Source organism: Chromatiales bacterium 21-64-14, from assembly GCA_002255365.1.
Classification (GTDB): domain Bacteria; phylum Pseudomonadota; class Gammaproteobacteria; order 21-64-14; family 21-64-14; genus 21-64-14.
The window spans coordinates 75,732-102,612 of record NCBI01000022.1 but is presented as its reverse complement, the minus strand read 5'-3'; the positions used below and the strand labels follow the sequence as shown (position 1 = coordinate 102,612).

Sequence of the window (26,881 nt, the reverse complement as noted above, 5' to 3'; positions counted from 1 at the left end):
TTTAATCTACTACATAAGCCCGTACCCGGTCCAGGGCCGCATCCAATTGCGAATCCGATGTATGGAAATGGGGCGAAAACCGCACGCAACCTCCCCGCAGGGCGCATTGGATCCCCGCTTGTTGCAAGGCCTGAAACAGCCCTTCGGGGTGACTGTGGCGAGGCCGGAAAGCCACGATCCCTGCGAAGCGTCCGGGCGTCACTGGCGAACATATCGAAATTTCATCAATACGTTCCAAATTTTCAATTAAATATTGAACATTATTAATAACGGTTCTCTCAACCATGTCCATCCCCAGTTCCTCCAGCAGGGACAGACTCGCGTTCAGTCCATGGATCCCGAGCATATTGGGGCTACCGCACTCGAAGCGTCGGGCGGAGGCCGCCGGGGCCCAATCATCCCGGTCAAAATCACCCGCTGCCTCTACCATATGCCATCCGTACTGGTGCAGCCGCAGCCGTTCGCGCAGCTCCGGTCGCACATAGAATACCGCCAAGCCCTCGGGGCCCAGCATCCACTTGTGCCCATCCGCTACCACGAAATCCGCGGACACCGCTTGGGCATCGAAGCATACCGCGCCGATGGCCTGGATCGCGTCTACGCAGAATAGAATCCCCCGGGCGCGGCATTCGGCCCCCAAGCGCTCCAGGTCCATCCGCAGGCCGCTGGCATACTGCACCGCGCTGATGCTTACCAGGCGGGTGCGGTGATCGGTCAGGGCCAGCAAGGCATCTTCCGGGGAATCCGGCCCGGAGAGATCCGCCAGGCGCAAAGCCACACCTCGGGCGCGCAGGGAGTCCCATGGCAAGCGATTGGACGGAAATTCCTCACGCGCGCTGACGACATTGTCGCCGGGTTGCCAATCCAACCCATATGCGATCACGGAGAGGCCCTCCGAGGTGCTCTTGAGTAACCCGATGTCCGCGGCAGAACCCACGTTGATCAACCGCGCGAGCCGTTCCCGCAATTGCAGCTCGGTCTGTACCCAGCGGGGGTAGTTGCGCGACCCGTAGCGCAGATTTTCTTCGGCGAACGCGCACACCGCATCCACAGTGCGGCGCGGCCAGGGTGCCACCGCAGCGTGATTAAGGTAGATGATGCCGGGGTCCAGGGAAAACTCGTCGTGTCCGTCCATGACTTCTCGTCAGGCCAACGGTTAAGTTGCCCATACTACCGTAATACCAGGCCCTCGATTCCCGCCACCCTATTAGACGTATAATGTATATTATGTTAAATATAAGGCAAGCCCAATCGGGAGGCTACGTTGCGTCCCGCAGCCGGAAACCGGAACGAATCTGAACCCGTTGTTTCCCTGACACCACCGTTACCGGGATTCCGCCCTTTCAGGCCCCCTACCAACGTACGCCCAGCCCGGCCGCCAGCCCGGAATGGACGGCCTCTCGCCGCCATCACCCGTGCCGTCGGCGCCCCGGCGGTCGATCGCAACCGGACCGTCCGTCACACTGGGGCTCGTCTGAGCCGGACTGGGTCGGCCAACGGTTCAAACGGCCGACTCAAAATCCAGCTCGACACGCCGATATTCCCGATGTCTGACTGGGAAAAGAACGGACCACGGTCGTAAAAAAGGGAATACCGGTCAACGATGAATTTTGACATTCCGACGTTATTGGTCGCCGCCGCCCTGACAAGCGCTGTTGCGGCGGGCGCTCGCGTGCTGCTGTGGCGGATGCACCCGGAAGTGGCCGGGCTCGCCCAGTGGATGTGGGCCGGTATCGCCTCACCGCTCGCACTCCTCCTGATCGCAGGGCACGTTGCGCTCTCCATGCTGCCGCTGCTGTCATTGGCGCAAATCCTCATCGTCGGTGGACTGATCCTCGCCTGGGACGGATTTTCCCGCTTTACCGGGCGCCCGCGCGCCTCGACGCCGATATTGACCACGATCGGCGCCATCACCCTGGGTACCATCGGCTTGGCGCACTTTGAAGGCTCAATATCGGTACGCTCGTTCACGAACGCAGCACTGATCGCCGCGCTGTCTGGGCTGATCGCCCGTGACCTGTTGTCCGCCGCGCGCGCAAAGCGGGTCGCGATGCGCGCGACCGGGTGGGCCTATGGCGCGAATGCCGTCTTCTTTCTAGGACGCGCCATCTTGGTCGCTCGGGCGGTCCACGGCGACGGCCAATGGAACCCGGATGGATACGCCGCACTGCCCCTGCTGTGGTGGTCGGGCATCACGGTGGCGATCACATTGGGAATGGTGCTGATGACGGGTGAACGCCTTCAGGCGAGCCTCGACCGCCAGATCAGCGTTGACCCCCTGACCGGGGTGCTCAATCGCCGCGCCTTTCAGCTCCTCTCGGAAAAGGAGAAGGACTGGGCCCAGCGCCACGACCGCTCACTGTCGTTGATGATGATGGACCTGGATCACTTTAAGCAGGTCAACGACCACCTCGGTCATGGCGGCGGCGACGACATTCTCCGCCATTTCGTCGCCGTCTCGAAACTGGTGTTGCGCGGTAAGGACGCGCTTTGCCGTATCGGAGGCGAGGAATTTGTCGCCGTACTACCGGACACCACCGCTGCCCAGGCGCTGGCCGCCGCCGAGCGGCTGCGCGCCGCCTTTGCCGAGGGGTCGGAGCGCGCGGCTCCTGCAGCCTCCGTCCTGCCGTTCGCAATCACGGTCAGTATCGGGGTGAGTGAGCTCGGCCCGGACGAGGACATCGACAGCGCGTTGAGCCGTGCCGACGCCGCGCTCTACCGCGCCAAGGCCGCCGGTCGCAACCGCTGCGAATCGGCGTACCCCTTGGCGTGCGCGCCGTCCCAAACCTGAACTGGGCGCGCTCCCCGATCGCGCCGATCTCAGATCGAGGCGCGGCCCCGCATCTTCCAGCCACCCACGATCGGGCTGGGTATCCCTGCCGATCCCTCCGCCTCCTACATTCCGCGTGTCGCGCGCGTAGCGCCCCAACCCCCCCAGTGCGTACCCCGGGTATCACACGGCTTCAGAGGCTCATCGCGGGTTTTTTGCCGGATTTCCCACGGAGTCTGAAGGGGTCGTGCTTCGGCCACCATGCGTGCGCGCGACGCCGGATGGCCGGGGGCACTTCCGCCAGCCATACCGACTCGGGATCGAGATACCCGGCGAAAGCGGCAGCCCGCACACGTGCCGCCCGATCGGTGGCGTACCTGGCCTCGAAGGCGTATGCCCAGCTATCCTGGGGTTGGATCATCTCATGTTCGTGGGCCCAGTGGACGGCCTCGCGCAGGACACGCTTATCGCCGGTCTTTGTGTAGACCCAATCCGCCACCTGCAGCAGTTCGAACCATGTGTCGCTCGGGCGCCAGGCGTCGCGGGAGACATTCCGCTGGGCGGCAATCAGTTCCTGCAGGCTCGTCGCGCGCCGGCCTCGATCCGCGTCGATTACCGCGCGCGTCAGGTTGCCGTCAAATTTTCCGATCTGACGCCCGTCTTTTCCATCCAGCATGGTCGACAGTCCGGCAAGGATCTCAGGCTCCCGGGCCTCCGATGCCGCGATCGCAACATACGCCAGGCTCATAGCTACCCGGTCCGAACCGTATAGGGGCTGCGCCCTGTCATATTGCAGAAAGGCATCCAGCGATGCGCCATAGTTCCCCTGCTCCAACAGCGTGTACGCGTACAGAAAGCCCGCCACCCTGTCTCGCGCATACCGGGCAGATTCCGCCGTCCGCGGTGTGCAATGCACATTGCCAGCCACGCATGGTGCAGTCCGGCCCGGGAAATGCTCATGCAGACGGCCGATCATTGCCTTTTCCTGGAACTGAATCGCGGACAACGGAATGCTCTCCTCCATGCGTGCGATTGCCGCGACCTTCGCCATGGACGGCCCACGATCCATGACCGACTGATGCATCAGATAATAGATCGCCTGCCGCTGCTGGCCCACGTCGTTCGCGTTGATCAGGTAATCACCGACCCATTTCCTCATCTGGTCGAACGACTTCTTCTCCATGCGTTGGCCGACGAACAGCGACGCCCATAGCGACGGACTGTTGAAGCGCGGAGCGATCTCCTGAAAGCCCGTCTCCGCGGCCTCATGCAGTCCCGCCAATTGAAGGATGGTCAGATAGTCCCGGTAGCCGTCCGGACTGTTGTAACGCTTGGCCTGCCGGTAGGCGGCCACGATTGCGGCAGAATAGTCGGAATGGACGAATGCCAGATATTTCTGTGCGGTGTATTCAACCTCGGCGCCCGTATCCAGCCGGGCTGCGATCTCATAGAGTGGGATCGCTTCTTCGTAGTGACCCAGCCAATACAGTTTTCTACCGGAACCATAGGCAAAATCCGCGGTGGCTACCGGGTCCTTCCCGGGGGGATTCCTTAAATCGGGATACTGCATGAACGTCTTTGACGCCTCACGATATTGTCCTTTCCCGATCAGCAGATCCCCCAGATCCAGGTAGACGTTCGAACTCGCGTCGCCCCTGGTAATCGCGTCTTGCAGCAGCGTAATCGCCTTTCCATTGTGCCCCGCCGCAATCAGCCGGCCCGCGATGAACGGTACTTTTCCTGGCGCGCCGTCGAAGCGAGTCTGGAGCTCATGTTGAATCCCTGCCGCGTCCAATGCTCCGCTCTTTGCGGCCACGATCAGCAAGCTGAACTGGGTGTTCTCGTAGGGCAACGCCAGCGGATCTCCATCATAGGCATCTACCTCGATGCTGGAAGGGAAATCACAGCGTGCCAACCAACAATCGTTGCCGGTGTTCACTTGCGGCGAGCCAGGGGAAAGGACTCCGAGGATCTGGGAACGAACCGTCCCCGCGGAAGCCACCAGCCAATTGGAACCCCCTCCGAGCCGGATCGCGTTCGAGGCGAGTTGAAGCGCTTTCTTCAACAGAAACATCCGGGCGTTTCCGCTGGTCTTGGCGGCGTAACCCTGTAATGCTTCCGCATACAGCACCATGAACTCGGGATTTCCTTGTAGCCAGGGCGCCACCTGCTCCGCCAGCGCCTTTCCGGAACCGTAACTTGCATAGGTCCATACGTCGCGGTCGAGTTTCCGGAGAAGGTTCCCGATCGCGAGATCGCGATAGAGCGCCCATATGTCCGCAGGTTCCAGGCGGCTTCCGTATCGCGCACAACACGCAGGGCCTTGACTGGAAAAGGCGTGCCTGAATATCACGTCGAACAATGCATAGTCGCGGCCGTCCGTTTTAAGGGTACCACTGGCGATGCGTCCTTCCACCGCCTTTCGGAAAGGGGTGTCGAAGGCCGGAAAGAGACCCTGAAGGCTCACGAAGAACGGCATATTCTCTGGTGCGTACCAGGCATCCGCGTCACGCTCGGCCGATACAAGTAGCGTTGCCCACCCTTGCGACGGAATTGGAACGTCAACATCCTGTCCGCCATCCGGATTTTGATAGTAATAGCCAACCGCTTTCAGCTCGATCAGCGCCATCGCGCGTAATACCGGAGCGTGGATCGTCGGCACCAGCCTGGCCAGCTCCGGATAGTTCCCGTCCAGGTACTGTAGCAACGCGCGTTCGGCAGGCGTTTTCGGAGATGACAGATAACGTAGAGCAGCGGGCCGACGATACAGATTGAACAGCGCCCGTGCGGTGAGCACGTCGTAGTAAGGTGATGCGCGGGATACCCGATGGAGCGCCAACAGCGAGCGTTCGAATAGCCGCCGCCGTTCATAGCGCATATCGGTCGGGGTCATCATTGCCACCAACTGGAGGAAGACCGCGTTGGCGAGCGGGGACGTGGCGTCGACCGGCAGGTTTGCGATCTGTTTGGGGAAATCCGGCACACTCGTGCCCGGATCCAATGGCGGCAGGGCGGGCGTGTGCGTTTTACCCAGCAGGACCGCCACCGCGCGTGGGGCCATATGGGCGAATATCCGGTCAACGCGATGCGTTCCCGGGTCGTGGAACCGCGCGTGGAACGATCTGACGATATGGCCCTTGGCGTCGGTCAGGACAATATATACTTTTCCGTTCTGTACTTCAGCGCCCGCAGATACTTTCACCGGATGTATTTGGAAATCGAGATTCAGCAGAATGTGGACGACCTGCGCGCCGGCGCGCCGCGCGAGCGCTGAAACTCTACGGTCGTCCAGTTCTGTGGCCCGCTTCCCCAGCGCACGCAACGCCAGTTCAGGAGACATGACAGATTGACCCGTAGCGTCGTGCAGCGCGGCGGCCACCCAGCGCGCGCCCATCAGTCGGGTCACCCGGTCGTAATAGCGAAAGCTCTCTTCGACGGGCAGAACGATATACGCGTATTTTCCCTGAGACACTGCGCTCGAAGCACGCGCCTGCTCGGCGCGTTGTCAAGGTTCGTCTCCTGGGAGAGCGGGCGGTGACGGACGATAGGCATACAAATTAAACAGACGTTTCCGAAGATCGCTGACATTGGTTGCCGTTGCAGGATCCAGTCGGCGCAGCAATTCAGCGCTACGCGCTGCCTGTTCGGCCCGAGCCACGGCGTACCTTTGGGCGTCGTGATAGCGTGTATATCCTTGGTACCCAGCGACCGCGGCAAGACCCACCAAGATGGTCAGCAACAAATGGGTTTTCGGTGGGAAGCGTTTCTTGGGCATCCTGCACGATCCTTGACACCGTTAATGTCGTATCGCGGGCGGGACTGCCAAGCGCATGTCCCTGCATGCCCTTCTGTGCCACCGGTTCAAGCTGCGCAATGCATTCTTCGGCAGAGGAATGTAAACCTTAAAATCGTTGCGCTGTAGTGACAACAGTGGCGAATACCCCTCAATCCGATTGATAAACCCATGCCACTACGATGTCCACTGCAGCCTCTTCCCGGTAGGCCGCTTGAAAACCACATCCAAGATCCTGCCGTAGGTGGACATAACCGACACCGCTGGTTTACAAACCATCCACAAGCGGTAGGATAACCAGCAACCCGTCTTGCGAGCTTTCAATGTGGACCAGCTTCTCTACCGCGACGGATCACGTATTTCAATTGGGGCCTGCCGGACGCTTTGGTCGCAACCCGCCCGTGCGGGTTCGCAGCGGCACTTCTGGATTTCTTTGCTCCTCTGAGAACACTGAAGAACACTATGCGGCCCAAGACCTTGACCTATTGGTTCGTGCTGTTCGGTCTTCTGCTATATCCACCTGCACATGCCCACGCCTATGCACACCCCAATCCCGCGCTCAATGAGCAGGTACTTGAGCTGCCGGGCGACCCGCTCCACCCGGTGCTGTTGCAGGTGACGCTAATGGAGCCGAACGGTTCGGGTCCCTTTCCATTGGCCGTGCTCAACCACGGCAAGGCAGTGGGCAACCCACGGTTCGCGCCACGCTACCGTTCCGTGTACGCCGCGCGTTATTTCCTGTCGCGGGGCTACGCCGTCGCACTGCCAATGATGAGGGGATTTGCTGGTTCCGGGGGTACTTTCAGGCCGAGCTGCAGCGCGGAGGCGGACGGTATTCACGAAGCGCGGGACATTATCGCCGTCATCGAGGACCTTTCGAAGCGCAAGGAAATCGATACCCACCGCATCGTGGTCTTCGGTCAGAGTTACGGCGGGTGGAACAGCCTCGCCCTCGGCGCGCTCAACTACCCCGGCGTCAAGGGGATCATCGATTTTGCTGGTGGGCGAAAGGCCCCCACTTGCGGCGACTGGCAGGACGATCTGGCCGCCGCTGCGGGCGCCTTTGGCGGGCTGACGAAGGTCCCCTCCATCTGGTTCTATGGGAACAACGACGCGATTTTCCCGACACCGGTCTGGCGGGCCATGTACCGAAATTACACCGCCGCCGGGGGCAAGGCGCAACTGGTCGCGTATGGGCGATTTTTGAACAACTCCCACAACTTCCTCGGCGATATCGAGGCATTACCCATTTGGATCCCGAAGGTTGACGCGTTTCTCGCCCGGATCGGGTTGCCTAGCCGTGATCTCCACCCAAGCTTGCTACCCGCGCCCTACCCCAAGCCCACCCACTTCGCGGCCTTGGATGACGTGCGCGCTGTCCCAAACCTGAACCGCCAGGGCCGACAGTCTTACCGGGCATTTCTCAGAATTAAGGTGCGGCCGCGCGTCTTCTTGCTTGGCCGCAAGATCATCGTGACCACCAACGGTGGTTACGATCCCCTGGCGCGTGGGCTCAAGCTGTGCCGACAGGCCGGGCACCGGTGCTGGCCATACGCGGTGGATGACCAGGTGGTGTGGCCGTTCCGGCACATGGTGATACCGCCGCCCAGCCACTACGCTAAACTGGACAACATCGCAGCCGTTCCCTACGTGAACGTGGTCGGTCGCAATGGGTATCGAAGATTTCTCACACTTCCGTTGCCGCGTGTTTTCGTGATCGCACCCGATGGCGCATGGGATTTCGGAGCACGCGGCTTTGATCCCTTGGCCAGGACTCTGGCCCTGTGCCGCAAGCGAAACACGGATTGCCACCCATACGCCGTGAACAACCACGTCGTATGGAGAGGCGAGTGATGCGACGCAGGCGCGACGTTGGGCACTAAGGCCCACCGATCACTCCGTATCCAGAATTGATCTGGATCAAAATGCGTTGACACCCCACGCCCCATACTCCTCATGCAAAGGTATTGACCTCACACGTCGCCGTACACGGCGAAGGGGGTTTGGCCATGAAGATCACCGCATTCCTCGCGATCACCGGCCTGATCGCCACCACGATTGTCCTCGCCTCCGGTATCCGCTCTATGGTGCAGGGCGGCGCAAGCGATCTGCGCCAGAGCACGCGCATGATGATGGCCCGCGTGGAGTTGCAGGCCGCCACGGTCTTTCTGATCCTCCTGGCCCTCTACCTCAGTTTTCACTGAGGTCTTGACGTCAGAGGCTGGGTGTGGAGCGGCGTGATCAGGGCCCCGTGGACTCAATCACGGGGCGCTCCCGGTACTTGGCTGGCGACCGGGAGATGCCTGCGCGCCGTGAATCGCGCGCGCCCCGGATTCACCTGCGGTAAAGGCGTAAAGGTCACGGTAAAAAGCTGGGAGACCGAGGCACAGGAACGGCGCGCCCCTTGAACGCCCGCGACCTTGCAGCAGATCCGCGGGTGGCAAGCCTTGGATCCGCCCGCCCCGCCCAGCCGATGGACGATGATTGAGAGGCGCCCTCCCCTGTCCTACGTTCAGAACGCTGGCAATTCGGGGCGCTGGTCGGGCGCAATCCCGACGCCCTCGACTTCCACCAGCCACTCGGGGCGGCACACGGCGCCGGCGACGATTACCCGTGGCAGACCCGGGAGACGCTCGTGCAGCCGCGCTTCGATGCGTGGGTAGTCGGCGGAGTCACGCAGGTAGACGATCAAGTACATCAGGTCCACGAGGTCGGCCCCGCCGGCACGCATCAGCGCATCGACGTTGGCGATCGCCCGGTCGAGCTGGCGCAACACGTCGCCGCTGTGGATCACGCGTCCCGTGCGGTCGATGCTCGCGGTGCCCGAGATGAACAGGTGCGCGCGGTCGGCGTAGGCTACGCGGGTGCCGCGCTCGAAGGTGACGTGGTAATCGTGGGTCGGACACATGCGCGTGAAGTCGTTGATATAGGTGACCTGTCCCGGCGCCAGTCCCAGGATCGAGTAGGCATCCATTGCCACGAGATCCGAGCGGTGCGCGCACGCCCCTTCGATGCCAGTGCTGGCGATGTAATGCGTCGCGGGGGTCAGTCCATGGCGGGTGAAGATCTCGGTCCGCGCATCGACCATCCCCTGGTAGAAGACATCGATCGCCTTGATGTAGAGCCAGGTTCGGATGCAGTGCTCGCGCAGGGTGCCTCCCTGGGCCGCTAATGCCTTGATCAAGTCTTCGAAGATCTCGCTGGTCTGCGTTTGGACCGGATCGGCGCAGGCGTCACAGGCACCGGCACACAGGCGTGTGCTCCATAGGTGGCCGAGGCCGTTGTGTCGCACCAGCACGTGCCGGGTCGACAGACGTTCCTTGACCAGCGGTTCCGGGCTCGCGATGTGATAGGCCAAGAGCGCGATCTTCGCGCCGGACAACGGCGGCTGCTGGACGATGGAGACCGCCACCGGGTTGCGGGGAAGATCGGCGGCCAAGGGACTATCGCGCACTAAGGCGGCCTGGTTCAATACGTCGCTTAGGAAAATGCGCCGGAACACCGCGGTCTCGGGGGCTAGGCCGAGGGCGGCGCGTACCTCATCGTAGCGGGCGCGGACGAATTCGACCTGCGCCGAGAACCCAAGGGCCCGTGGGGCCTCCAACAGGAAGAAATGCTCTTCGGTCGTGTCCTGCCCCCGGAACGACCGGGCCGCAATATCGCCGTCAAGCCACATGGGCAGGATCCTGCGCCGTGGCGCGCCGATTCGACATCTTCGTGTAGGGCACCGGTGGGACGCGCCGACTCAGATAACGATGATCGGACGGTCCGGGAACGCGAGCTGATCCCGATCGCGCCAATCCGGACGCACATAGTTGATTTCGAGCAGCCGCCGCACGCCGCGGATCGGGCGCGGTTCAAAGCCATGCCAGGTATCGGGCCCCGGGACGAAGATCACGGCCGAGTTGAACTCCGCCGATGCGCGACCCACCCAACGGCGCTCGCTGTCGTAGATGTCGGTGCCCCACTCCTGCGCCTCCGGTCCGGTGCACAGATAGAGAACCAGTGAGAATAATTTTTCCGGGATATCCCTGTGCGGCTCGAGCCACGCGCCGTCGGTGTCCTGGATGTACTCCATGCGCAGATAGCCTCCCGCGACCCTGATTCCGCAGGTCTCCTGGAACAGTCGCGCGATCCGTGGCTGCTGCAGCGCATCGGCGAATGCGGCGCAGACCGGGAAATGTGCGCGCAACGCGGGCGTAAAGAACGTTCGCGTGCGGTTGTCGGTATCTCGAACCCCGCGTGTGTCCCCGACCATCGGTGGAGCGATCGGCAGTACCAGGACACCTACGGCCAAATCTTCGGGCAGGACGTCGTTCAGGACCCAATGGCGGTACGGCACATCGTCACGGCGCGCCGCGCGCAACGCGCGGGCGAAATGTTCCGTAATAACGGCGGTATCCGGTACGTGTGGAAAAGCCATGGTGGTTACCGGCCTTGTCTGGAATTCCCTGATGGCGCTAGCGCGGCGCCCAATCGATGATCTTGCGCAGGATCGGGACCGATTTGGCGAACGCGCTGACACGATGACGGAAATATTCGCGCCGGACATAGGCCTCGGAATCGACGTAGCACAACTGCAGGCTCATGCGCTCGCCCTTTTGGGGCAGGAACCCATGCCACGAATGGTCACAGACGCGGAACATCAGCATGCGTCCGAACTCCGGCGGGTATTCGAACGCGTAGTCTTCTCGGTTCGCGCTGCGCAGAATTCGTAGACGGCCGCGCTCGTAGGGCCATGCGTGGCTGAAACCGAGCAGTACCGTGACAATCTTGTGCTTCGAGTCCGGGTGCGCATAGCCTTCGTTGTAGTGTCCCGTGGTGTTTCCCATCATCACGATCACGGGGGGATAGACACTTAGGTCCATGTCGAACTTCTGCTCGACGAGGCGCCGGAACCGCACGCTCAGGAGATCCTGAACGACGGCACTGAAGCATGGACCATAGCGCAGGCTCGGCAGCCCGTAACTGCCCCGGTCCGGGATGTGCGGGGCGTCGGCAAGTACTGCATCCTTGGCGCGCTCCGCGATGGCGTGCTCAACGAAGCTGAAGTCGTAAGGGTCGTGGTGCAGCGCAGCGGCGGTGATGGCCGCCTCGTCGAGCAACGCAAGCGGTAGGTCGCGATCCAGCATCCTCGGGCCTCGTCCCGGGCAGTTGCGCACGGGCAATACGCTCATGCTAGGAACGACGCGCATAATGCAACTTGATCTGGCTCAATCCACGGCCGACCCGAGGACAATTCCGCGCGCGACCGCGTGCCTGGACCCGAAGCGTGCCGACTCGTCGTCCGCGCCCCGAAACGGTGCTTACCACCGTGGCGCTGCACCACGCGCGCGCTGTTACGCCCTGCGCGGCACCGTGCACATGCTGTAAAGTAATTAAATATCAGTTATTTGTAGTTATTCTGGCCGTTGGCATGGAAGTTGATCGGAAATCCACCATGGTAGGTGCGCCAAAGCGGGCGTACCTCTGACTGGCTGCTGCAGGCCACTCGACAACGGCGTCTCACGTGCCCCATGGCATGTGCGACGCTTTTTTTTGCGTATCGGAATGCGATGCCGGAGGGATCTGGAGATGGCGCTTGGCAGCAAGGCAACGCAGGTCCACCTCTTTAGTCTGAATACCATTCAGATGCGCACCTTTCATATCACGTGGTTCGTGTTCTTCCTGTGTTTATTCGGCTGCTCCGGTATCGCGACCCTGATGCCAGTCGTGCGCAGCGATCTCGGCTTGACTGCGGTAATCGTGACGGCGTTTTTCGCCACACTGGTTTGTTTCTCACCCGCCACCCTCGCTGAGGAGCAGCGCGCTCTGGAAGCAGCGCTGGCCGAGCGCGAGACAACATTGGCGCGTGCATGAGCACCAAGGGACGGTGCCGCGGGTGGCCGAGGGACCAGGCCCCCGGCCACCCGCACTTTCCGTCCTTTTGTATTCCGTAATCCGTTTTTTATGGACGCAAGGTGGGGTAACACCATGGATCTGCGCCGGGGGTCGCTTCAGAAAACGGAAAATAAAGCACGCTAAGCCGGTTGCAGGGGTCGTAGCGGCCTGAACTTGCCTGCGCCGATCTTGGCGCTGCTGCGCCAGAGGTAATCGCCGGTCAGGTTGATGTGCTCCCAGCCCAGCGGCGACAGGTACTGCAACAGGCCGTCATCGAAGACATGCCCGTTGCCGCGCAAGGCATGCGCTGCGCGCTCCAGATAGACCGTGTTCCACAACACGACAGCCGCTGTCACAAGGTTGAGGCCGCTGGCTCGGTACCGCTGCTGCTCAAAGCTGCGGTCGCGGATTTCACCCAGCCGGTTGAAGAAAACGGCGCGGGCCAGCGCATTGCGGGCTTCGCCCTTGTTCAGCCCGGCATGGACGCGGCGACGCAGTTGCGCAGGGCGACAGCCAAGCCGTTCTGGCGTGGATAGCTGCCGAGTTTGCGCAGCATCAGCGAAGCCGTCACCGTGCCCTGCTTGATCGAGGTGGCCAGCCGCAGGATTCCATCCCAATGGGCGCGGACATGTTTGATGTTGAGCGTGCCGCCGATCATCGGCTTCAGCGCATCATAGAGAGTCTCGCCCTTCGGAATGTAGAGCTTCGTGTCGCCCAGATCGCGAATTCGCGGCGCGAAACGGAAGCCCAGCAGATGCATCAGTGCAAAGACGTGATCGGTGAAGCCTGCCGTGTCGGTGTAGTGTTCCTCAATGCGTAAGTCTGACTCGTGGTAAAGCAGCCCATCCAGCACGTAGGTCGAGTCGCGCACGCCGACATTAACGACCTTGGTGTGAAACGGCGCGTACTGGTCGGAAATGTGGGTGTAGAACGTCCGTCCTGGGCTGCTGCCATATTTCGGGTTGATGTGACCCGTGCTCTCGGCCTTGCTGCCGGTTCGGAAGTTTTGGCCGTCCGACGACGACGTGGTGCCGTCGCCCCAGTGCTCGGCGAACGGATGGCGGAATTGGGCATTGACCAGCTCTGCCAGCGCCGTCGAGTAGGTTTCGTCGCGGGTATGCCAGGCTTGCAGCCAGGCGAGCTTGGAATAGGTTGTGCCGGGGCAGGACTCGGCCATCTTGGTCAAGCCGAGGTTGATCGCGTCGGCCAGGATCGTGGTCAGCAATAGGTTCTTGTCCTTGGCCAGATCGCCCGATTTCAAGTGTGTGAAGTGCCGGGTGAAGCCCGTCCACTCATCGACTTCGAGCAACAGTTCGGTGATCTTGACGTGCGGCAGGATCATGGCCGTTTGGTCGATCAGCGCCTGCGCGGTGTCCGGCACTGCTGCATCGAGCGGCGTGATCTTCAAGCCGGACTCGGTGATGATGGCATCCGGCAGGTTGTTGGCCGCCGCCATCCGGTTGACCGTGGCGAGCTGCGCTTCCAGCAGCTCCAAGCGCTCGTTCAGGTACTTGTCGCAGTCGGTGGCCACGGCCAGCGGCAATGCGCTCGACTGCTTGAGGCTGGCGAACTTCTCGGGCGACACCAGGTAGTCCTCGAAGTCCTTGAACTGGCGCGAACCCTGCACCCAGATGTCGCCCGAGCGCAGGGAGTTCTTCAACTCGGACAGCGCGCACAGTTCGTAGTAACGCCGGTCTATACCGGCATCGGTCATCACCAGTTTTTGCCAGCGCGGCTTGATGAAGCCGGTCGGGGCATCGGCGGGCACCTTGCGGGCATTGTCGGTGTTCATGCCGCGCAACACCTCGATGGCATCGAGCACGTTCTTGGCGGCGGGCGCTGCCCGCAGCTTGAGCACGGCGAGGAATTCCGGCGCGTAGCGGCGCAAGGTGGCGTAACTCTCGCCGATGCGGTGCAGAAAATCGAAGTCATCGGGCTGCGCCAGCTTTTGCGCCTCGGTGACGCTCTCGGCGAAAGCGTCCCAGGGCATGACGGCTTCAATGGCAGCGAACGGGTCGCGGCCTGATTGCTTGGCGTCGATCAGCGCCTGGCCGATGCGCCCGTACAAACGCACCTTGGCGTTGATCGCCTTGCCGGACGCCTGGAACTGCTGCTGATGCTTGTTTTTGGCGGCGTTGAACAGCTTGCCCAGGATGCGGTCGTGAAGGTCGATGATTTCGTCGGTGACGGTGGCCATGCCCTCGATGGCCAGCGCCACGAGGGTGGCGTAGCGCCGTTGCGGCTCGAACTTGGCCAGGTCGGCGGGCGTCATCTGACCGCCCTCGCGGGCAATCTTGAGCAGCCGGTTCTGGTGAACGAACCGCTCGATGCCGGTAGGCAGGTCGAGCGCCTGCCACGCTTTGAGGCGTTCGATGTGTTCGAGCATGTGGCGAGAGTTCGGCTTGGCCGGTGACTGGCGTAGCCAGGCCAGCCAAGTGGTCTTGCCGTTGTCGCGACGTTTCAGCAGGTCGTCGAGACGATGCCGGTGTCCGTTCGCCAATGGCTCGGACAGGGCTTCGTAGATGCGTCGGTTGGCGCGGGTGATGGCCTCGGCACTTGCGCGCTCGATGGCGTTGAGCGCGGGCAAAATGATCGACTGCCGCCGCAGGTGCTCAATCAAGGCGCTGGCCAGCACAATGCCTTTGTCAGTTTGCATGGCCAGATCGGTCAGCGTGTGCACGGCTTGCCGGTAGTGGCTCATGGTGAACGGCCGGAAGCCGAACACCGTTTGCAGTTCGACCAGGTGCTCGCGCCGGGTCTGTTCCCGCTGCCCGTAGTCGTCCCAGCTTTCGATGCCGACCTTGAGCTGGTCAGCGACCAGTCTCAGCAAAGGCGGGAACGGCGGCTGATCGACACCAAGGAGAATGCCGGGAAAGCGCAGGTAGCAGAGCTGCACGGCAAAGCCCAGGCGGTTGGCCGGGCCGCGCCGCTGCCTGATGAACGACAGGTCGGATTCGCTGAACGTGTAGTGACGGATCAACTCATCCCTGGTGTCCGGCAACGCCAGCAGGTTTTCCCGCTCGGCGGCGGACAGGATGGAACGACGCGGCATGTTTACTGATCCGTTCTCAAGTATTGATACAGGGTCTCCCGGCTGACACCAAACTCACGGGCCAGCTTTGACTTTTGTTCGCCTGCATCGGCCCGTTGACGCAACTCAGCCGCACGCTCTGGCGATAGGGCTTTCTTGCGGCCCCGATAGGCGCCGCGCTGCTTGGCCAGCGCAATGCCTTCTCGCTGCCTCTCGCGGATCAGGGCGCGCTCGAATTCAGCGAATGCACCCATCACAGACAGCATCAGGTTTGCCATCGGCGAGTCCTCGCCGGTGAAGGTTAGGCATTCCTTGACGAACTCGATGCGCACACCGCGCTTGGTGAGTTTTTGCACCAAGCGGCGCAAGTCATCGAGATTGCGCGCCAAGCGATCCATGCTGTGCACCACCACGGTATCGCCCTCGCGCACGAAGGTCAGCAGCGTGTCGAGCTGCGGGCGCTGCGTATCTTTGCCCGAAGCCTTGTCGGTGAACACCTTGTCCACCTGGCTCTGTTCGAGCTGGCGTTCTGGGTTTTGGTCGAAGCTACTGACCCGCACGTAGCCGATGCGTTGACCGTTCAAGGGTATCTCCTGCACAAAAGTGTCAGGTAAAAATCTATAACCCTTGGTGGATGCTGTCAATAAATATCGACATAGACTCTAACTTGACGTATTTGAATTGCAGAACCTGACGCCCAGTTAGGGTATAGCTAAATCGGACAGGTTCAAACTTAACGCGTCATACAACAGACGGAGCATCCATCTTCATCGCGGGTCAAATTGATGCGGCTTGCTGCGTCTCTCGAACTTAACGGGCATGATCCGGCTCTTTCATTTGGAAGCAAAGAGTTTCCCTTTGGCCCCCTGCCAGCAATTGCAACTCCGCTTCAAATTCGTGTGGCTCTTCGGGTGCGGCCGTACTCTGATAGATTGCATCTCCAGGCATAAGTGAGAGCAGAAGCGTCTCCTGCAAGCTTCCGGGTCGCTTAATGCTAACCGTAACTTGCAGCCCTTCAGCGCGGCGGGATAGGGTCAACCGCATCCGCTCCCCTTGCGGGGTGTCTACGATCTCAAGACTGCCTTCTGCCAAAGAGCAAACGACTTTGAACGGTTCTGGCGCGTGATGGTGGCCACCCAGATGCGAGCTGGTGGGCGAGTCTGCGACCGCATCTGGCGCGCCAAAAGTAATGCTCGCAGTTCTGAGTGCCGGGAGGTGCCCAAGTAACTCTTGGTGTAGCAATGCGGCAATGCTTTTTGCTTGGGCCAAAGACAGATTATCGCCGACGTCGATCGCCAAGTCCGTATGCAGTCGGTGACCAATCCAGCGAGCCCGCGTATCGATGATCCGCTTAACACCCGGTACATGCTCAGCCGCGTGGCGGATTTCTTCAATGACTTCTGGTTCAACGCCATCGAGCATGCGCGTCAATACGGCATGATAGCCATCGGCGATTAGCGCGGCGCTTTCGATTTCGCGACCGACGCGGATACGGAAAACGGCGACCACTTCGTTGCCGATAAAGCCGATGACACCGGCAATACCGACCCAAAGAAGTTGCGTGATCGGCTGCGGGTGGATCAAGCGGTTGATCGCCTCGTATCCGGCGATCCCGGCACTAAAGAGTATGATCAGAACGATGGAAATTCCTGCCAAATCCTCTACTCGGCCATAGCCGTAAGTGAAAGTCTTGCTCGGTTTGCGGCGAGCAAGCATGAACGCAAACCAGAGAGGAATCGCGGTGGTTGCATCGCCAACGTTGTGGATCGTGTCCGCAAGCAAAGCGACCGAACCCGTTGCTATGACGACCGTGATCTGCAACGCCGATGTGATGGCAAGAATGATAAAAGACCACTTGATGGCCCAGATACCGCGGGTAGTCGTCGCAATTGTTGCGTCGATCACTCCATGAGTGTGACCATGCGAACCGCCACTGTCATCATGGTCGTTCCCGCCATGCCCGTTTACCCGTTTCTGGCCGCCAAATCCAAGCCAGGCAAGAATTTTTGACATCCTGTTTACCCCTCTCATAAATATTTGCTGATTTCTTTCAATTCTTTAAGCGCGCCTTTTGCCGTTTGTGGATCGGCGCGCACTTGTAGCTCAAGACAATGGTCTAATGGAGAGGATATTACATCGAATTACCCAACCTTGTCATTCACGTTGATGAGGAAGCCACTAACGTGCTTTATTTTCCGAATTCTGAGACGACCCCTATTATGCCCTGGGCCGGGCCCTGGATAGTTTCCGGGACAGGACAGCGCGGCAATGGCATCCTCTGGCCCTGAGGGCCCTGGCCGATTGGCCCGGCCCAACCTTGATCCTGGACTGGTGGGTCGCCGAGGCGAGCCATCGCCCAGAACCCTGGATGGCGCGCGCTATCCACGGTGTCCGCCTAGCGGAGGGCATGGTGGGGGTCCAACCGAGCCCCGGCGGAGTCGCGGCGCTGCACCGGTATTTCCACCGCATCGAGCAGGCCGAACGGGATCTGGCAGAGGCTGCTCAGCGGGATCCCGAAAGCCCGGAACCGTATGCGTGGCTGCTGGCTACGGCGTTGACCTCGGGCGCGGAACCGGATGAGATCCAGGCGCGCTTCGCGGCGGTCTGCGCGCGGGACTCGGACCATCTGCAGGCCCACCTGCTTCGGCTGCAATCCCTCGGGGACCACGGAGATGGGCACGCGGCCCTCGCCTTCGCCCGCGGCGTCGGGGAGAGCATGCCGCGCGGCCATCCTCTCCATGTCTTGATTCCCTGCGCTTATATCGAACACTGGGCATGGATCCGGTACCTCCACGGACCGGAAACCGCCGATGCCCAGCTACGCGTACCCGGCACCTTCGGCGAACTCACTGCCGCCTACTGTCGCAGCGGACTGGGCCAGGACCAGGGATCGGCGGATTCCACGATCCTACGTCGTTTTGCGGCCGGCTGCTTCGCGGCTGCCTTCTACTTGGCGGGGGAACGGGCCGCGGCGCGGGAGTCTCTGTCCAAGATCGGCCCCTGGGCCAGCCCCTATCCGTGGCGCTATCTGCAAACCCAGGTCCGGGATCATCCGGATCCCGGCTACGTGGTGGACCGCCTGCGTAGCGAACTGCACCAGGGACTCTCGGCGTGAGCCCGTCCGATCCACCGGCTACGCGGTGGCCTGCGTCGTCAGCCAGACCGTAAGCGCCTCCGAACCGCCGATCCGCTCCCCGTTGACGAATACCTGGGGCACCGTGTCTGTGCCACTGACCGCCCGCAACGCCCGGTCCGAGGCCCCGATGCCTACCACGATCTCCTCATAGGCGAGACCCGCCTCTGCGAGCTTGCCCTTGGCGCGCTCGCAATACGGACACCCTGGGCGGGTAAACACGGCCACGCCGGGCAGCGCCGCGGCACGCGGATTGAGATAACGGAGCATGGTATCCGCATCGGAGACTTGGTACGGGTCGCCGGGGACTTGGGGCTCCACGAACATCTTCTCGATCACCCCGTCCCGCACCAGCATGGAATAGCGCCAGGAGCGGAGCCCGAAGCCGAGATCCGCCTTGTCCACCTGCATGCCCATGGCAGCGGTGAATTCGCCGTTGCCATCGGGAATGAATCGGATCTGATCGGCCCGTTGCTCCTTCTGCCATGCCTCCATGACGAAGGGATCGTTCACCGAAACGCACAGGATGTCGTCCACACCATTCGCCCGGAACACCGCCGCCAGTTCGTTGAAACGTGGAACGTGGGCCGAGGAACAGGTAGGTGTGAAGGCACCCGGCAGGGCGAATACCACCACCGTCTTGCCGGAAAACAACGTCTCGCTGGCGATCTCCGCCCAATCACCGTCCCGGCGTACGCGGAACCGCACCGGGGGTACCCGTTGGCCTTCTCGATTCTCCAACATGATGTCGCCTCCTGTCATTCGTGGTCATGTCCGAAGCAGCGTGTCGGATATACACGGGGTCCGGCGTCTGATCCACAGATTAGGGCCGGCAGGGTTAGAGGTAAAATGGATTGTTACGATTAGATAGATAGTTTAAATCTATTTCAGAAGACCTGAGCCCGGCCCGGGCCGCTCGTGCTACTCGCTGGCGCAAGGCATGCCCAGAACATCCGCAGACGGATCACACCGTCTCCGCCTGCGCGGCGGCCCCTGCGCCCGCGTAGGATCCACCACCACGCTCCCGGGGTTCACACCGGCGTCGCCTCCGCTCGCGGCCCGGCCACCCGTTTGTACAAACATGGGATGGCCCTGCGGGCCCGAGTGATGGGCTCAAACCGGACGGACGGCGCGCGGCAGGCCAGTCCGTGGCTCCAATCCGGTCGGGCCCGGCGCGATCCGGCGCGCCATGGGACCCTGGGGGCTTTAGGTGGAATGGTGCTTACGGTCGTCAGAGCCGGACCAGACCGTTAAGTTTGGTCATGGAAGGTAGCGAACGCACGGGAACCGCGTGCCTGCATCCATGGCTTTCCGTAACCATTGCTTTACGATATGGGCGCTCAGCAAGTGCCCCTTGCGTCAGATGCGGAAGTGAGGATTGGGTCGAGCTCTGCGGACGCGGACAGACCACCAAGGTCCCGATCCGCCAGGCAAGATTCGCAGGCTGGCCAAACGGAATTACAAAACCAGCGGGGTGCCGACGGCGGGTCCCCACATGATGGCCAAGAGGCACTGATGCGGTGCGGTGACGGATTTTACTATCCGCAATCCCCGGAAGCCCGCGCCGGGAGACCGGGAACTGAACCAGTCATGCAGGGGCAGAGCGTCGGGCACTGCGATGCCGCCGCCCGCCGCGGCGGCGGCATCGTAGGTTAATAGTGCAGTGGCTGTTCCTGCAACTGCACCACGCCCTTCTGGCGGGAAAAATACGCCGCCAAGTTCTCTATGTCCTGCTTGCTCAGGCCCGCCGCCATTCCCTTCATGATCACGTTGGTACGGGCACCGGTCTGGTACTCAGTCAGCGCCTGGACGATGTAACCCTGATACTGACCGGCCAGCCGCGGATACTGGGGATTGGTGCTGTTGCCGTCCTTGCCGTGGCAAGCCGCGCACATCACGGCCTTCTGCTGGCCCGCCGCCGCGTTGCCGTCGGCGAAGATCTGGGCGGAAAATGTGGCAATAAACAGGACCGCCGTACAACCGAGTAGTCGCTTCATGTGGGACCCTTACCTTTCGGTTACCGAGCGCCGCGGCGTTACTTGCCGCCGGATGGATAGGTGGAAAAGTATGCTGCGAGGTCTTCCATGTCCTGCTTGCTAAGCGAAGAGGCTTGGGCATGCATGGTCTTGAAACTCCGCGCACCGTCCTTGTACTCCTCTAACGCTTTGACGATGTACTGGGCGTGCTGACCACCCAGTTTGGGTACAGGGTAGGTGGGGTAGGCATTGTCGTAGGTAGGAATCCCGTGGCAACCCATACAGGGGAAGGCCTTCTCCTTGCCGGCGACTGGATTGCCGGCTGCCTGGGCACCCGGTGACAGGGACCAGACCAGACCAACCGCCATGAGGCCGAACAGTAGCCGCTTGGTCATCTTGCTCCTCGTGCTCTTTCAAAGAACGATGGAAGTCCGTTCCGGCTGTGCCGGACGGACCCTGGCTCGCCCTGGGCTCCCCGCCCAGGGCGAGGCGATTGTATCAGTTCTTGGCGATGGTGCAAAAAGGCACGCATGGACTTCGGGGATCCGGGTTTTCGACCCCTCCGGCCCAGGTTCCGAGTGGACTGCAGGATACGTTCCGATGTCTCCGCGACCGGTGCCGCTCGAGGCACGGCCCGAGCGGGCGGAGGCAGCCCGGGCTACGCCCGGGGGCGGTCCCGGACAAGGATTGGGGTTTACTGCCGCGGCGCGGATCACATCCGCCGTCCCTGGCTGCGGCGGCCAAGCAAATGCGGGTGAAAAATTCGGGTCGGGGCCGCGTGGGCGGCGCCGGACGACGCCGCGAGGGTCAGTGCCCCACGGTTCGCGCAGTCGCAAAAAAGCGGTGGCCTTCGGGCCACCGCGTGAGATTTTTGGAGAACTGGCCGGTAATATCAGCGAGAGCGGGCCGTTCCGTAACGCCGCGCCGCACCCCAGCCGAGCAAGGCAATACCCATTAGCACCAGGGTCGCGGGCTCCGGAACACTGGGCGTGCCACCGGTGAATCCGCCACCACCGATGCCGATGGAACGGGCACCGAAGGCCACGGGCTTGCCGTTGTTGTTTCCGAAAGTCGGGCTGTCGGTGACCTCGAATATGGTGAACAGCGACGTATCCACCCCGTCATAAAAACTGTGGGTGATGTCGGCATCTACCACCGGATCGGTCAGGCCGATGCCTAACCCCGCGGTGGTGGGTGCGAACACACCGCTGGTAGAGATGGTATTGTTCGTCGTGGTCCCGAAGGAGGGAACGAAGTCGTACCACGACTGGCCGAAGCCCTGGTCGGTGTTGACGTACAACGATCCGCCAGCGTTGAAATAGGTGGCAAACTGGGCGGCAGCACCCGCCAGCGCGCTCTGAGCACTCGAAAATCCGCCCGAACCTACCATCACCGTGTCAAATCCACCGGCCAGCGCCGCCGCAATCCCTGCCGCGTTGGGGTTAAAAAAACTGGCAGAATAGCCGGCACTCGTGATAGCGCTAGGGCTGCTGCCAAGGTTGACGCCGATATAGCCCACCGTCTTGCCGGACCGGCCCGCAGCCGTGGAAGCGGTGCCAAAATTCACGAAATCCAGGCCCGCCGCCATGTATGCGCTATTGTTGTGCTCGTCCGAATCATGGCCGGTAATGAAAATCGCACCCGCGTGGGCGCTCCCTGCAACCGCGGCCGAAAGCATCAGCCCCATCCATTTTAAAATTTTCGCGCTCATCGCACTCCCCCTGCCAAGTCGTTGTCGATTCGTAGACCAAGGAATGGGCTCCGGTTTTTCGCGTGCGCCCGCCCTACACCGTCTACATTCAATCGCCCAAGCGTCGGACACATGATGTAGTGCTAATAACTACATTCACACACCGTGCCAATAATTATTATATGTTTTAAATCAATTTGTTAATAAATAATTATTGTAGTTATAACATTTACATGTAAAACAATCTGACACTATTCGAAGACCTCAGCGTCTAGTGTTGCCTCCCAGCAGGCCACTGGAGTCCCCCAACCCCCTGTGTCCAGGCGAAAATCCCGATGCAAGCCCGTTTCACAACGCCCTTGGTCCCCTGTATAAAATCCTGACGCCCTGGCTGTGCGAGGCGGCGCAAGCTCGCGTCGAGCCACGCCATCAAAGGTGGGGCTACCTGCATGCGCCGCTCGGACGCTGGTATGGCGGTATGCGCTTTATGGTCTCGGATCGGGAGTTGCGGCCCACTACACAACTTGGCCTCCCTGTTCATGATGCCGAGCGGCGCATGGAGCGGGAAGCAAGCGCGGAAGCACTAGGCTTGGTCTATCGGGAGGCGCTGGCCAGAGCGCCCCGCCGAGGGTGGCGAGCCGCAGCGGCAGCGTCCCGGACATCGTGCATGACGGCGCCAACGGACTGGCACTTCGTACGCCGACCCCAGGACTGCCCCGTCCTGACGGCGCTAGCGGGCGCCTGCCGGCTCCTGCGCAGGACCCGGGACTTCTTCGGCCTCGTTGTTCGGTTTCGCTCCGAATTCGTCCAGGTATCGTCCAAATGTCTGCCAGTGTTGGCGTTGTGCGTGGATGCGCCAGCCCATCACCAAGTTCAGCCCAACCAGCTCCCACACGAAGTACAGCCACGGAACCCCCAACATCGCCGCCAGGAAGATCCCTAAGGTGCGATAGTTGGCCGACAGCAATGCCCATGCCCGCACCGGACCCGCGAAGACCTCGCGGTACCGAAGCCGGATGCGTGCCTGATCCTGTGGATGCCGCGCCAGCACCGCCGCGAGCCGCTCGCGCAGGGACACAGCGCCACCAGAGGTTAAATACTGAAGCTGCACGTAGCGCAGGTACACACGGCGCAGCGGCCCCCCAGTCCGAGCACGCAGATCCTCGATACGCGGCAGCTCTGCGGATCGCTTGTCGCGCCCCCAAAAATCGTACTCCTGGCGTTGTAACTCATAGGCGGCCGATTGTACGGCGTGGGCGAGACCGGAGAGCACCACCAACCCCCATACCGCTGGACCCAGGCGTTCCGCCATCGACAGCGCCAGCCCCGTATAGACGGAAATGAATGTCACATAGTCACAGATTCCATCAATAATCTTTCCGAGCTGTGACTGGCGATGGGTAAGTCGGGCAAGTTGCCCATCGCTCCCATCCAGGATGTGCCAGGAAATCATCAGGGCGAAGCCCGCGGGCGCGGCCCACCAGGACCGGTAGTGAAAGTAGGCGACTCCAGCGAGGATGCCGCACGTCATGCCGGCGAGAGAGACGAGGTTCGGTGCTACCCCGAGACGCGCGAACCACAGCGTCAGGCGCCGTGAAGCGGGGTGAATGATACGAAGGTTGGTGACCTCTTCGATCTCAGGGGTGCGCGACGCGGATTCCAGATCCTTCAGGGTCGCTTCGGCCGCGGCTGGACGCCGGCCGGAGGCGCCCACGCTCAAAGCAGGCCCTGGTCGATTAGTTGCTCGCCCTTGCGGAACGCGGCGGGATCATCGACGTCGACCCAGATCCGGTCCTTGATGTCGAAGCTGCGCGCCTTGCCCCACTCGGCGAGCACGTTCATCGCGCCGGATATGCTCTCATCGCCACGCTGGAAACTCTCCTCGAGGGCGTCGAAGATCACCGGTGTGCACAGGAACACACCGGTATCGATGGCGTTATGGTCCCGGATCACCTTGCCCACGAGTTCGATACGCCCGCCCGAACAACGCACCCGGGTCACGTCCTCCGGGTCGTTGAGCGGGTTGTCGATGTTGTGATCGACGCACAGCGTGACGGTGCCCGGCTCATGAGGTGTGGCGAGCACGTCGCGGATGATGTGCGGATCGACCAAGTGGTCGCACATGGTCAACAGGAATGGACCCGACAGATACTCCTTGGCCTTATAGACCGATACGCCGTTAGCGCGCTCCCAATCCTCATTGATCACATGGGTGATGGATATCTGCTCGCGGGCTGCGAACGCATCCAGCGCAGCACGCAAGGGCGCCCCCCGGTAACCACTCACCACGTGGAACGCCGCTACGCCCGCGCGACGCGCATTGTTGATCACCCGCTCGATCAGCGGTACACCCTTCACCTTGATGAGGGGCTTGCTTTCGCCCTTCTCGCGGAGCCGGGTACCCTGTCCCGCTGCCACGATCAGACAGTTCATCCAACGGCCCTCGCCGCAAGTGTATGGTTGCGTATGAAGGTTTCAGTCAGTTCGTAGGCCTCGTCATCGGTGTACTGCTTGGGCGGATGCTTGCAGAAATACGCCGATGGCGCCTCCAGGACCCCGCCTTCGCCGTTGAGCAGCGCCAGCTTGCAGCAGCGGATCATGTCGATCGCCACTCCAGCTGAGTTGGGGGAATCCTCCACCGAGAGCCGCAGCTCGATATCCATGGGCACGTCGCCGAACAACCGCCCTTCCATACGCAGGAAACAGAGCTTGTTGTCGTTCTGCCAGGGCACGTAGTCGCTCGGGCCGACGTGGATGTTTTCGTCTGCAATGCGCGTCTCGGCGACCGACTGGACCGCCTCGGTCTTGGAGATCTTTTTAGATTCCAGTCGCGTCTGATTCTTCATGTTGAGGAAATCGGTGTTGCCGCCGGTGTTGAGCTGGTAGGTACGCATCAGCTTTACGCCGCGCTTGGCGAACAGGTCGGTCAGCATGCGGTGTGTGATGGTGGCGCCGAGCTGGGATTTGATGTCATCGCCGATGATTGGGAGCTTGCGCGCCTTGAAACGCCGGGCATACTCGGGGTTGCTGGCGATAAAAACCGGCATGTTGTTGATGAAACCGACACCCGCATCCAGGGCGCATTCGGCGTAAAATTTCGCCGCCTGCTCGGAACCCACGGGCATGTAATTCAACAGAATCTCGGCGCCGCTTTCCTGTAGCGAACGAATCACGTCTTCCTTGGACAGTTCCGCGGCATCGGCGATCACAAAGGTACGGTTCTCCTCGTAGTTCGCCATGTGCTCGGAGACGCCGTCCAGAATCTGCCCCATCTGCACCGTGACCCCGCTCGGCGCCAAGTCACCGCAAAACACCGTGGTGCAGTTGGGCTTAGCAAAGATTGCCTCGTTGACGTCACGGCCGACTTTGCGCTTGTCGATGTCAAACGCGGCGACCACTTGTACGTCACAGGGCCGGTAGCCACCAACTTCCAGGTGCATCAGGCCGTTGACCCCGGTGCGGCAGCGCTCCGGTGTGTAGTAATTGATCCCCTGAATCAGGGAACTCGCGCAATTTCCCACCCCGGCGATCGCCACCCTGATTTTGGCTACCTTAGCCATAATACACCTCGCTCGCGTGTGACAACATTTTAAGAAACAACATGTTACTGATTGTTTCAGGCCATGACGTTACAATAGTTCCCAGCAAAGGGCAAGCGGCGCACACGCCCCACCTGTGCCTCGCCCGGGTCCGCCGGCAGAGACCCACGGCGCGCGTCGCCAGCGTCTATTACCATGAGCCGGATTAGCCGGCCAGGCTCGGTTTTGCCCCCTGCGGGCGGCGGACCGTCGCCGGTCGGGGGGCATTCGGAGAGTGGGGCTACGGCAAGCGCCGCGGGGGTGGCGCGGAACGGTGGCACGAAGATCCGCGGTGTGCGCAGCCCGCTTCTGTCCGTTCGCCCACGAAGGGGATTCCGTGCGCACACGGGCCGACCGGAATTCGCGGGGGTCCATGACACGCGAGAAGCTCCGCCGCAGAATAAGGTATTTTGACACTGGGTTCAGGTGATTTCAAGGCGCTGAGGCGGCTTCCCTCCCGGCCCGGAGTCCTCCACGGGGCTTGGGCGCCCTCGCACGGGCACGGGAACCAGGATACACCCCACGGGGGCAATCCATTTGCGTGGCGCAACGCCGGCACGGGGCGGCGGTTGCACCGCCCCGGAGAACTACGAAATAATCCCGCGGATCCTGGCGTCAGGGTGGTGGCGTCCGCGGCCGGTATTACCCCGCCGCCGCGCGGGCGTCCCTGGCCCCAACCCCGTTTCTGCCGACGGAGATCCGGGCACTTAAGACCAACCGGTGAAGCTGCTGATCCTGAACAACCGCGTCAGCGGAGTGCGATCCACAAGGGCCTGCTGACGCCGGCACGGCGCACCTGGTCGCACATCACCCACAAACACCCCAAGGTTCAGTAATGGCTCCCAGCACCCACGCTTTCATATGTGCTTCACTTCCTACTACTGTGTCGTAGTTGAACGGGCTAACACGCGGCTACCGCGATCTCGGACCCAGCGGCTGGAACGCGGCGTGTTTCGCAGCGCCCCTGCTCCGACCACCGTCATTCAGGATTACAGTGCCGTGAACAACCAAAACCCAAAACCTTGGGCCT

20 protein-coding genes and 1 pseudogene are annotated in these 26,881 nt (G+C 61.6%); 6 read left to right on the top strand and 15 right to left on the bottom strand.

Annotated features, from left to right (window positions below; translation table 11 throughout):
• Window position 1: 1 nt before the first annotated feature.
• Window positions 2–1,135 (bottom strand): class V aminotransferase, encoded by a 1,134-nt coding sequence (locus B7Z66_11060; protein ID OYV75981.1) that lies wholly within the window; start codon window positions 1,133–1,135, stop codon window positions 2–4.
• A 468-nt stretch (window positions 1,136–1,603) separates the two neighbouring features.
• Between B7Z66_11060 and B7Z66_11055 the strand changes: the two genes are divergently transcribed.
• Window positions 1,604–2,791 carry a hypothetical protein gene (locus B7Z66_11055; protein OYV75980.1) on the top strand — a complete coding sequence of 396 codons (1,188 nt, stop codon included), beginning with the start codon at window positions 1,604–1,606 and terminating at the stop codon, window positions 2,789–2,791.
• Window positions 2,792–2,963: 172 nt separating this feature from the next.
• Here B7Z66_11055 and B7Z66_11050 read toward each other — a convergent pair whose 3' ends face one another.
• Window positions 2,964–5,831 carry a hypothetical protein gene (locus tag B7Z66_11050; protein OYV75979.1) on the bottom strand — a complete coding sequence of 956 codons (2,868 nt, stop codon included), beginning with the start codon at window positions 5,829–5,831 and terminating at the stop codon, window positions 2,964–2,966.
• On the opposite strand from B7Z66_11050, the gene B7Z66_11045 reads away from it, so the two are divergent.
• From B7Z66_11045 to B7Z66_11035, 3 genes are all read left to right on the top strand, one after another.
• Window positions 5,832–6,044, top strand: coding sequence for a hypothetical protein (locus B7Z66_11045; GenBank protein OYV75978.1), 213 nt, complete (start codon window positions 5,832–5,834; stop codon window positions 6,042–6,044). It abuts the gene before it with no gap.
• A gap of 981 nt (window positions 6,045–7,025) precedes the next feature.
• Window positions 7,026–8,417: a hypothetical protein gene (locus B7Z66_11040; protein OYV75977.1), complete on the top strand. Its 1,392-nt coding sequence runs from the start codon at window positions 7,026–7,028 to the stop codon at window positions 8,415–8,417.
• Window positions 8,418–8,572: 155 nt separating this feature from the next.
• The gene (locus tag B7Z66_11035) at window positions 8,573–8,767 is read left to right on the top strand and encodes a hypothetical protein (GenBank protein ID OYV75976.1); all 195 of its coding nucleotides are present in this window, start codon (window positions 8,573–8,575) and stop codon (window positions 8,765–8,767) included.
• Window positions 8,768–9,075: 308 nt separating this feature from the next.
• On the opposite strand, the gene B7Z66_11030 is transcribed toward B7Z66_11035, so the two are convergent.
• The 3 genes from B7Z66_11030 to B7Z66_11020 form a co-directional block, all read right to left on the bottom strand.
• Window positions 9,076–10,239, bottom strand: a complete 1,164-nt coding sequence (locus tag B7Z66_11030) for a hypothetical protein (protein ID OYV75975.1) — start codon at window positions 10,237–10,239, stop codon at window positions 9,076–9,078.
• Window positions 10,240–10,308: 69 nt separating this feature from the next.
• Window positions 10,309–10,953, bottom strand: a complete 645-nt coding sequence (locus B7Z66_11025; protein OYV75986.1) for a hypothetical protein — start codon at window positions 10,951–10,953, stop codon at window positions 10,309–10,311.
• 70 nt (window positions 10,954–11,023) lie between these two features.
• Window positions 11,024–11,695, bottom strand: coding sequence for a hypothetical protein (locus B7Z66_11020; protein ID OYV75974.1), 672 nt, complete (start codon window positions 11,693–11,695; stop codon window positions 11,024–11,026).
• A gap of 442 nt (window positions 11,696–12,137) precedes the next feature.
• Here B7Z66_11020 and B7Z66_11015 point away from each other — a divergent pair, with 442 nt between their 5' ends.
• Entirely contained in the window at window positions 12,138–12,422 is a 285-nt protein-coding gene (locus B7Z66_11015; GenBank protein OYV75973.1) for a hypothetical protein, read from the top strand.
• A 161-nt stretch (window positions 12,423–12,583) separates the two neighbouring features.
• Here the strand turns inward: B7Z66_11015 and B7Z66_11010 are convergent.
• The 3 genes and pseudogenes from B7Z66_11010 to B7Z66_11000 form a co-directional block, all read right to left on the bottom strand.
• Window positions 12,584–15,495 (bottom strand): annotated as a pseudogene (locus tag B7Z66_11010) (Tn3 family transposase).
• 2 nt (window positions 15,496–15,497) lie between these two features.
• The gene (locus B7Z66_11005; GenBank protein ID OYV75972.1) at window positions 15,498–16,058 is read right to left on the bottom strand and encodes a transposase; all 561 of its coding nucleotides are present in this window, start codon (window positions 16,056–16,058) and stop codon (window positions 15,498–15,500) included.
• 226 nt (window positions 16,059–16,284) lie between these two features.
• A complete protein-coding gene (locus B7Z66_11000; GenBank protein ID OYV75971.1) occupies window positions 16,285–17,487 on the bottom strand; it encodes a hypothetical protein in 1,203 nt (400 codons plus the stop codon).
• A gap of 304 nt (window positions 17,488–17,791) precedes the next feature.
• On the opposite strand from B7Z66_11000, the gene B7Z66_10995 reads away from it, so the two are divergent.
• Window positions 17,792–18,589, top strand: a complete 798-nt coding sequence (locus B7Z66_10995) for a hypothetical protein (protein ID OYV75970.1) — start codon at window positions 17,792–17,794, stop codon at window positions 18,587–18,589.
• Window positions 18,590–18,607: 18 nt separating this feature from the next.
• Here the strand turns inward: B7Z66_10995 and B7Z66_10990 are convergent, their stop codons facing one another.
• The 7 genes from B7Z66_10990 to B7Z66_10960 form a co-directional block, all read right to left on the bottom strand.
• The gene (locus tag B7Z66_10990) at window positions 18,608–19,354 is read right to left on the bottom strand and encodes a glutathione peroxidase (GenBank protein ID OYV75985.1); all 747 of its coding nucleotides are present in this window, start codon (window positions 19,352–19,354) and stop codon (window positions 18,608–18,610) included.
• 905 nt (window positions 19,355–20,259) lie between these two features.
• Window positions 20,260–20,604: a hypothetical protein gene (locus B7Z66_10985; protein OYV75969.1), complete on the bottom strand. Its 345-nt coding sequence runs from the start codon at window positions 20,602–20,604 to the stop codon at window positions 20,260–20,262.
• A gap of 38 nt (window positions 20,605–20,642) precedes the next feature.
• Window positions 20,643–20,978, bottom strand: coding sequence for a cytochrome C (locus B7Z66_10980; protein OYV75968.1), 336 nt, complete (start codon window positions 20,976–20,978; stop codon window positions 20,643–20,645).
• A gap of 497 nt (window positions 20,979–21,475) precedes the next feature.
• The gene (locus tag B7Z66_10975; protein ID OYV75967.1) at window positions 21,476–22,294 is read right to left on the bottom strand and encodes a hypothetical protein; all 819 of its coding nucleotides are present in this window, start codon (window positions 22,292–22,294) and stop codon (window positions 21,476–21,478) included.
• Window positions 22,295–23,003: 709 nt separating this feature from the next.
• Window positions 23,004–23,945: a hypothetical protein gene (locus B7Z66_10970; protein ID OYV75984.1), complete on the bottom strand. Its 942-nt coding sequence runs from the start codon at window positions 23,943–23,945 to the stop codon at window positions 23,004–23,006.
• Window positions 23,946–23,989: 44 nt separating this feature from the next.
• The gene (locus tag B7Z66_10965; protein ID OYV75966.1) at window positions 23,990–24,706 is read right to left on the bottom strand and encodes a nucleotidyltransferase; all 717 of its coding nucleotides are present in this window, start codon (window positions 24,704–24,706) and stop codon (window positions 23,990–23,992) included.
• Window positions 24,703–25,833 (bottom strand): inositol-3-phosphate synthase, encoded by a 1,131-nt coding sequence (locus B7Z66_10960; protein ID OYV75965.1) that lies wholly within the window; start codon window positions 25,831–25,833, stop codon window positions 24,703–24,705. Before B7Z66_10960 ends, B7Z66_10965 begins: the two co-directional genes overlap by 4 nt.
• Window positions 25,834–26,881: the final 1,048 nt, after the last annotated feature.